This is a genomic window from Escherichia sp. MOD1-EC7003, assembly GCF_002965065.1.
Classification (GTDB): Bacteria; Pseudomonadota; Gammaproteobacteria; order Enterobacterales; family Enterobacteriaceae; genus Escherichia.
This window is the reverse complement of sequence record NZ_PTRE01000211.1, coordinates 1-7181: the sequence shown is the minus strand read 5'-3', so window position 1 is coordinate 7181 and position 7181 is coordinate 1. Positions and strand designations below refer to the sequence as shown.

The 7181-nt window shown below is 47.2% G+C and carries 10 protein-coding genes and 2 pseudogenes; 6 read left to right on the top strand and 6 right to left on the bottom strand.

Going from position 1 to position 7181, the window contains the following annotated elements:
• The first annotated feature begins 84 nt into the window (after positions 1 to 84).
• Positions 85 to 834, top strand: coding sequence for a M14 family metallopeptidase (locus A7090_RS23770; protein ID WP_241957294.1), 750 nt, complete (start codon positions 85 to 87; stop codon positions 832 to 834).
• Positions 835 to 936: 102 nt separating this feature from the next.
• Here the strand turns inward: A7090_RS23770 and A7090_RS23765 are convergent, their stop codons facing one another.
• Together A7090_RS23765 and vapB are read right to left on the bottom strand one after the other, a co-directional pair.
• The gene (locus A7090_RS23765; RefSeq protein WP_105275741.1) at positions 937 to 1353 is read right to left on the bottom strand and encodes a type II toxin-antitoxin system VapC family toxin; all 417 of its coding nucleotides are present in this window, start codon (positions 1351 to 1353) and stop codon (positions 937 to 939) included.
• Positions 1350 to 1580, bottom strand: coding sequence for a type II toxin-antitoxin system VapB family antitoxin (gene vapB, locus A7090_RS23760; protein WP_105275740.1), 231 nt, complete (start codon positions 1578 to 1580; stop codon positions 1350 to 1352). The genes A7090_RS23765 and vapB overlap by 4 nt, the downstream gene beginning before the upstream one ends.
• Before the next feature lie 542 nt (positions 1581 to 2122).
• On the opposite strand from vapB, the gene ccdA reads away from it, so the two are divergent.
• Genes ccdA through A7090_RS23740 form a run of 3 tightly spaced genes read left to right on the top strand, consistent with a single transcriptional unit; the run spans position 2123 to position 3362 of the window.
• Positions 2123 to 2341, top strand: a complete 219-nt coding sequence (ccdA, locus tag A7090_RS23750) for a type II toxin-antitoxin system antitoxin CcdA (protein ID WP_000813633.1) — start codon at positions 2123 to 2125, stop codon at positions 2339 to 2341.
• Position 2342: 1 nt separating this feature from the next.
• A complete protein-coding gene (gene ccdB, locus A7090_RS23745) occupies positions 2343 to 2648 on the top strand; it encodes a type II toxin-antitoxin system toxin CcdB (RefSeq protein WP_001159871.1) in 306 nt (101 codons plus the stop codon).
• Positions 2649 to 3362, top strand: coding sequence for a tyrosine-type recombinase/integrase (locus A7090_RS23740; RefSeq protein WP_105275739.1), 714 nt, complete (start codon positions 2649 to 2651; stop codon positions 3360 to 3362).
• 136 nt (positions 3363 to 3498) lie between these two features.
• Here A7090_RS23740 and A7090_RS23735 read toward each other — a convergent pair whose 3' ends face one another.
• Both A7090_RS23735 and A7090_RS23730 read right to left on the bottom strand, forming a co-directional pair.
• Complete coding sequence (locus A7090_RS23735; RefSeq protein ID WP_000239529.1) at positions 3499 to 3774, bottom strand: hypothetical protein; 276 nt, start codon at positions 3772 to 3774, stop codon at positions 3499 to 3501.
• Complete coding sequence (locus A7090_RS23730; RefSeq protein ID WP_000633911.1) at positions 3768 to 4412, bottom strand: AAA family ATPase; 645 nt, start codon at positions 4410 to 4412, stop codon at positions 3768 to 3770. The genes A7090_RS23735 and A7090_RS23730 overlap by 7 nt, the downstream gene beginning before the upstream one ends.
• A 221-nt stretch (positions 4413 to 4633) precedes the next feature.
• On the opposite strand from A7090_RS23730, the gene parM reads away from it, so the two are divergent.
• Both parM and A7090_RS23720 read left to right on the top strand, forming a co-directional pair.
• Positions 4634 to 5605, top strand: a complete 972-nt coding sequence (gene parM / locus A7090_RS23725; RefSeq protein WP_001103700.1) for a plasmid segregation protein ParM domain-containing protein — start codon at positions 4634 to 4636, stop codon at positions 5603 to 5605.
• A 4-nt stretch (positions 5606 to 5609) separates the two neighbouring features.
• Entirely contained in the window at positions 5610 to 6002 is a 393-nt protein-coding gene (locus A7090_RS23720; RefSeq protein ID WP_000340832.1) for a plasmid partitioning/stability family protein, read from the top strand.
• Positions 6003 to 6006: 4 nt separating this feature from the next.
• On the opposite strand, the pseudogene A7090_RS23715 reads toward A7090_RS23720, so the two are convergent.
• Both A7090_RS23715 and istB read right to left on the bottom strand, forming a co-directional pair.
• Positions 6007 to 6684: pseudogene (locus tag A7090_RS23715) on the bottom strand (DinB/UmuC family translesion DNA polymerase); the annotation flags it as partial.
• A 63-nt stretch (positions 6685 to 6747) separates the two neighbouring features.
• Positions 6748 to 7118 (bottom strand): annotated as a pseudogene (gene istB / locus A7090_RS23710) (IS21-like element IS100kyp family helper ATPase IstB); the annotation flags it as partial.
• Positions 7119 to 7181: the final 63 nt, after the last annotated feature.

Here is a 7181-nt window from a genome sequence, read left to right as displayed (position 1 = left end):
GCGCGTAGCACTGCCGACTGAATAACACATCCCCGTCAATACGGTTCTTGCTGCACGCTTACTGACATCGTTCAGTATGGCGAGTTGCAATATGGTGATGATGTCTATCCTCTGATGGCGGCAAAGTCACAGGACTGGGATCAGACGCTCCCTGTTGCCCTTATTACCGGCGGTGTTCATGGGGACGAAACAAGTGGTGTTTTTGGCGCTCTGGAATTTTTGTCCGATTGTCAGGAAGAGTATGCGGGGAAATTAAACTTGCTTGTTGTACCCTGCGTCAGCCCGTGGGCGTATGAACGTGTGGCACGCTGGAATTACAATGCCGTCGATCCTAACAGGCAATTTTTCGCGCAAGGCAGCGCAGAAGAATCGACAAGCTTAATGCAGCTTGTTTCCGGGATAAAAGGACGATTTCTGATTCATGTCGATTTACATGAAACGACAGATACAGATGAAAGCGAGTTCAGCCCGGCGCTTGCGGCAAGAGATGGTCAACTTTACGAACCAGAATCTATCCCGGATGGATTTTACCTCGTCAGCGACAGACAGAATTCAAGACTCGACCTCCAGCGTGCAATTATCGAAGCTGTGGAGAAGGTGACACATATCACCCCGGCTGACCATGAGGGGAGTATTCTTGGTTTTCCGGTAGTGAGCCCGGGCGTGATTGAATACGACAACGGTGCATATCATTTATGTGCCACGATCACCGGAGCCCCCTTCACCACAACCACTGAAGTTTACCCCGACAGCGCAGAAACCACTCTGGAAGAATGTGTCAGGGCACAGGTAGTGACTATCCGTCAGGCTATCGATTTCGCCTTATCAAACTGATCGTTAAGGTCAGAGATAAAAGCCTTGGCCTAATTTTCATCCAGCATCAACGTCCGTTTCTGACATAAAGCGGACGATCAGTATCCTGAGCGTACTTATTCTTCATTTAACCCAGTCTTCCAGCACCAGGCCGGGCACCCGCTCAAATTCTCGCACATTATTGGTTACCAGGATCGCACCGACGGCAATGGCATGACCGGCGATTGCTGTGTCGTTTGGGCCGATCGGCGTACCGGCAGTGCGCAGTGCCACCTTGATATCGGTGGTGGTGTCCACTGCAGCGCGATCCCAAGGCAGGATGGCATCGAGTCGGTCACAGAACGCGTTGACTAGAGTAATGTGACGCGGGGAAGCCTTCGGGCCGGTGGCGCCGAAGCGCATCTCGGAGTAAGTAATAGCCGAGACCACGATACGATGGCCGCGCAGCACCGCCTGCTCCAGGCGTTTCAGTACGGCTTCAGGCTGTTCGCGCATGATGAACGAACAGATACAGGTATCAAGCATATACGTTTTATTCACAGGCTAAATCGTCCTTCGTCGCTGACAATGTCCTCGCGCTCCGTCATAAAGTCCGGAGCGGCCTTTTCGAGCTCCCGGAATGAGCTCCAGGTCGGCCGGACAGGGCGCAGAATGATGCTGTCCCCTTCCCGGATGATTTCGAGCTCGCTTACCCCTTCAAAATCCAGATCGCGGGGCAGACGGATAGCGCGGTTATTGCCGTTTCTGAAAATAGATACTGTTCGCATTTTTTCTCCCGTCCGTGTGGACTTATGGAAAATTTATGTATATGCCAAGTATATGCTTTGGCCTGCTGCTTGTATAGGTTTTGCATCTGCATATTCCATACATATGTCATTTATGATCATTTTTCTGCTGAGATCCGAAAAAAGTATGTTCCGGATCCGCAGATCCTTCGCTGCCGTCCGTTGGCCAGATTTCACAGGATGTTGTGTTCATACCCGCTGACATAACACTGTATGCTGTGTTTATTCCCGTGTTCGCGAGCCAGTCATCAGCGGCAGAAAAGATCACTTCGCTTATTCACTGATCGTGATTAACTTCCGGAAATTCCTGAATCAGATAAAAATCGGATCATGGAAAAACAGTCATCCTGTAATTTAATGTGGTTACTACATTATTGGTTATTATTATGGTGATTTTTTAGGCTAGTGATTAATGAAAATATTAATAATAGCCAGATAATAATATTCGATATCTGATGCATGTTATAGCATAATGCTGATGTATACTTAACCGCGTATAGTGAGTATGTAAGATGAGGTGTATTATGAAGCAGCGCATTACAGTCACCGTCGACAGTGATAGCTATCAGTTGCTCAAGGCATATGATGTCAATATCTCCGGTCTGGTAAGCACCACCATGCAGAATGAAGCCCGTCGTCTGCGTGCCGAACGCTGGAAAGCAGAAAATCAGGAAGGGATGGCTGAGGTCGCCCTGTTTATTGAAATGAACGGCTCTTTTGCCGATGAGAACAGGGACTGGTGAAATGCAGTTTAAGGTTTACACCTATAAAAGAGAGAGCCGTTATCGTCTGTTTGTGGATGTACAGAGTGACATTATTGACACGCCCGGGCGACGGATGGTTATCCCCCTGGCCAGCGCCCGCCTGCTGTCAGATAAAGTCTCCCGTGAGCTTTACCCGGTGGTGCATGTCGGGGATGAAAGCTGGCGCATGATGACCACCGATATGGCCAGTGTGCCGGTCTCCGTCATTGGGGAAGAAGTGGCCGATCTCAGCCACCGCGAAAATGACATCAAAAACGCCATTAACCTGATGTTCTGGGGAATATAAATGTCAGGCTCCGTTATACACAGCCAGTCTGCAGTCATGGTACCGGCAGTGTATTCTGCCGGACAGCCTGCATCGCTGCCTGTTGCCATTGATTATCCGGCTGCGCTGGCACTCCGCCAGATGTCGATGGTTCATGATGAACTGCCAAAATACCTGCTCGCCCCTGAAGTGAGTGCCCTGCTCCATTACGTCCCGGATCTGCGCCGCAAGATGCTGCTGGCCACTCTGAAGCAGCGGACAGAAAAAGCAGCTAGGACGGCAGGAAGAACGCCTGCCGGGCAGCAGACTCACCAGCTAGTTCCGCTCTCCGACTCCTGGTACGTCAGCCAGCTGCAGACGATGGTGGCAACACTGAAAATCCCCATGGAACGGCGTAATAAACGAACAGGAAGGACAGAGAAAGCGCGGATCTGGGAAGTGACGGACAGAACGGTCAGGACCTGGATTGGGGAGGCGGTTGCCGCCGCTGCTGCTGACGGTGTGACGTTCTCTGTTCCGGTCACACCACATACGTTCTGCCATTCCTATGCGATGCACATGCTGTATGCCGGTATACCGCTGAAGGTTCTGCAGAGCCTGATGGGCCATAAGTCCATCAGCTCAACGGAAGTCTATACGAAGGTTTTTGCGCTGGATGTTGCTGCCCGGCACAGGGTGCAGTTTTTGATGCCTGAGTCCGATGCGGTCACAATGCTGAAAAACAGACACGCATAATTCATAAATCATAATTATGAATTGTGACTTGTTCTATAAAAAAGAGACCACTGCAATATGTGATCTCTTGTATGCAAGGGGGCTTAAACAGTATGAATTCGCAAGTGTGACTTCATAAGTAATAACTTCTTGATTATTACGTTAGTGTTTTTAAGTATTGCTCAAGGGCTACTCTGACGATGGCACTTACATTTTTTGGATCTTTACCATTGCGTTTATTCCTCAATGCCAGATCTTCTATTGTGACAAGCATGCTTTCACCAAGAGAGATAGTCGTCCGACATTGTTTTTCTGGTTCGGGTTTTTCCGGTGCGCCGTATGGTTTATCCGCAAGGCGCTGAGCCAGAGCCTCTGCTTGTTCTACCGTAACTGCAGCTCTGTTTAATGCTTGCTGGCTGGGTTTTTTCACCATGGGCCAAATACCTCATTCATTAAATGTTCAATTTCTGCTTTGGCTGCTGTATTGTTCGTTTCTACTACACCGGTACCATTGCTCATGCAATCGCGGTAGACTTTTCTGAAACAAATAACTGAATCCAAGACTTGAATTGTTGGGAATTCTTCAAGATATTCAAGGAATTCTTTTCTCTCATTTCCCCTCAAAACCGGATTGGTTGTTGCCATACTTTGTAAACAATAAACCTTAAGTTCCGGGTTAAGGTTACGCATTGCGTCTATCTGTTGTTCTAGTTCTGTAAGAGTATCCAGATCTGGTTGAGAACACTGTAGTGGCGCAATTATTTGATGTGCGACAACTCCACTCGTTATGAATTCCTTTGAGTTTCTTCCTGCGACATCCACTATTACATCATCGAACTTTTCATTCAGAGCCTGTAGTGTTTGTGTCAGGTTATCAAATTTCTCAACAAGGGTTATTGCTGGTAACAGTCCTGCAGCTTCTCGTTCCGCATGATGTTTTGCGGCTGTTCGTTGTAGATCTCCGTTTAACAGGCAGACTTCCCTTCCTTTATTTGCGAGAGCAATAGCTAGGTTTGATGCAATGGTAGTTTTCCCTGAACCACCTTTGTTCCCACCAACTACAGTAATCATTGCAACCTCATAAATGTGATGTGTGAAGTATGATGATATTTTGACACGGTAACCTGCGGTGTCAATATGCTCTCATACTTATGAAATATGAAATATGTTATGTGATGTAATAAATAATACTTGTGTTTTGTGAATTCATAACTATGATAGTGCTCAAATTGAGTATTATCTTGCAACCAGAAATAGTGATTTACTCAGATTGAGAATTTAAGGGGCTATAGATGAACGTATACTGCGATGATGGTTCAACAACAATCAAGTTGGCATGGAATGACAATGGGAAAATCTTTAAGTCATTGTCGCAAAACTCATTTCGTCATGGATGGAAGGTTGACGGGTTAGGGATTCGCCAGACATTTAACTATGAACTGGATGGTAAAAAATACACGTATGATGAAGTTAGCAACCAATCTATTCTTACGACTCATATTGAGTATCAATATACGGATGTTAACCTGTTAGCTGTGCATCACGCTTTACTGAATAGTGGATTAGCGCCTCAGCCTGTATCATTGACTGTGACTTTGCCTATCAGTGAGTTCTACACGAAAGAGTGTCAAAAAAATGAACTCAACATTCAGCGTAAAATTGAGAATTTAATGAGGCCGATTCGTCTTAATAAAGGCGATGTTTTCACCATTGAACACGTTGATGTGATGCCTGAATCATTGCCTGCTGTGTTTTCTCGTCTGGTCGTGGATAAAGTTGGTCAGTTCGAAAAATCGCTGGTAGTTGATATTGGCGGCACTACGCTTGATGTTGGTGTTATCGTTGGTCAATTTGACTCTGTAAGTGCCATTCATGGTAATTCTGGCATTGGTGTGTCTTCAGTTACGAAAGCTGCAATGAGTGCATTGCGCATGGCATCCAGTGATACCAGTTTCCTCGTTGCAGATGAATTGATTAAACGTCGTAATGACCCGGACTTTGTTCGGCAGGTTATAAATGACGAAACAAAAACTGATCTGGTCCTTAATACCATTGAGGGGGCTATTGCCAGTCTGGGGGAGCAAGTAGTCAATGAACTCGGTGATTTCCATCATGTGAATCGTGTTTATGTTGTCGGTGGTGGGGCCCCGTTGATCTATGATTCGATAAAAACGGCATGGCACCATCTTGGGCAAAAAGTAGTGATGATGGAGTCGCCACAGACAGCACTGGTTGAAGCTATCGCGGCTTTCAAAGAGGAGTAATATTGTGGACGATGAACGGAAAAGGAAAAAATACACACTTTATCTGCATCCGGAAAAAGCTGCGGACTTTCAAACTTTGGAAGCGATAGAGTCCGTTCCGCGTTCTGAGCGTGGTGAGCTGTTCCGGAATGCATTTATTTCTGGAATGGCGTTACACCAACTTGATCCTCGCCTGCCTGTATTGCTGACAGCCATTTTGAGCGAGGAGTTTTCAGCAGATCAGGTTGTAACCTTACTCAGTCAGACGACTGGATGGAAGCCTTCTCAGGCCGATATCAGAGCTGTGTTGACTGAACTCGGTGCTTCGCAATCTGCTGAAAAAATGCCTCCTTCTGCTACTGATTCGGTGCAGGAGGCAATGAATGATGTGCGTCTTAAAATGAAAAAATTATTCTGATATATCAGAATGAAGCAATGGGGATCTCAGTCCATTGTGTTGTATACGAAGGCGATAGCATTTCTCGTTTCATTTGCCATTCAGGGGCGGATCCTCGCCCCGCAAACCACACTTTCCCTTTTCCCGACTGCTTCAGTTCATCGAGTATTTTCATTAACTTTTCACTGTTTTTACGGGGCTGGGTTTCATCAAATAATCCCGGCTGCGCTATACCCGATGGTGTGAAATCAGCCAGCATGACTCCTGCCTTCATATAGCGGCACCCTTCACGCCAGACATGGTTTAACGCTCTGCATGCTGCGGCAATAATGTCCCGGCTGTCCTGTGTGGGCAATGAAAGCTTTTCCACTGCGGCATTGCTGTAACAGGGTTCTTTTACTGCAAAGGGGGATGTCCGTACAAATGTCGTCACCTGCCGGCAATACTGACGCTCCCCACGTAGTTTCTCTGCGGCCCGCTCTGCATACTGAACAACAGCCTGGTGCATGGCATCTTTGTCTGTGATTCGTTCACCAAAACTGCGACTACAGACAATCTGCTGTTTTGCCGGTGGGGCTTCTTCCAGGGATATGCAGGGCTCGCCGTTGAGTTCGCGTACTGTACGCTCAAGAATGATGCTGAAGTTTTTCCGGATGAATGCCGTGTTAGCCTGCGCCAGCTGCAGCGCTGTGTTAATACCTGTCAACGACGGATGAAAAGTGATCCACTTATATCTCCACCAACGGCCCAATATTGATCCACCGTTTTACTCAGGATTAGCTTCTGCTATAACCCCGGTCCTTTCGTTTCTGTCTGAGTCGATAGCTTTCTCCTTTGATTTGAACGACATGTGAGTGGTGTAAGATACGGTCCAGCATCGCTGAGGTCAGTGCTGCATCACCGGCGAACGTTTGATCCCACTGCCCGAACGGCAGATTGGATGTCAGGATCATTGCGCTCTTTTCGTAACGTTTAGCGATGATCTGGAAGAACAGTTTTGCTTCTTCCTGACTGAACGGCAGATAGCCTATTTCATCAATGATGAGCAGGCGGGGGGGCCATTACTCCACGCTGAAGCGTCGTTTTATAACGGCCCTGACGTTGTGCCGTAGATAACTGAAGTAACAGATCTTGAACCGCTGTCAACGCCAAGATTATTGGCCGTTTTTCGCCATTTTTAATGTCCGCTATTGGTCATTA

Excerpts from the sequence above, each read along its gene's own strand:
- vapB (WP_105275740.1), bottom strand. The coding sequence starts at position 1,580 with ATGCGAACAGTATCTATTTTCAGAAACGGCAATAACCGCGCTATCCGT.
- ccdA (WP_000813633.1), top strand. The coding sequence starts at position 2,123 with ATGAAGCAGCGCATTACAGTCACCGTCGACAGTGATAGCTATCAGTTG.
- ccdB (WP_001159871.1), top strand. The coding sequence starts at position 2,343 with ATGCAGTTTAAGGTTTACACCTATAAAAGAGAGAGCCGTTATCGTCTG.
- A7090_RS23740 (WP_105275739.1), top strand. The coding sequence starts at position 2,649 with ATGTCAGGCTCCGTTATACACAGCCAGTCTGCAGTCATGGTACCGGCA.
- A7090_RS23735 (WP_000239529.1), bottom strand. The coding sequence starts at position 3,774 with ATGGTGAAAAAACCCAGCCAGCAAGCATTAAACAGAGCTGCAGTTACG.
- A7090_RS23730 (WP_000633911.1), bottom strand. The coding sequence starts at position 4,412 with ATGATTACTGTAGTTGGTGGGAACAAAGGTGGTTCAGGGAAAACTACC.
- parM (WP_001103700.1), top strand. The coding sequence starts at position 4,634 with ATGAACGTATACTGCGATGATGGTTCAACAACAATCAAGTTGGCATGG.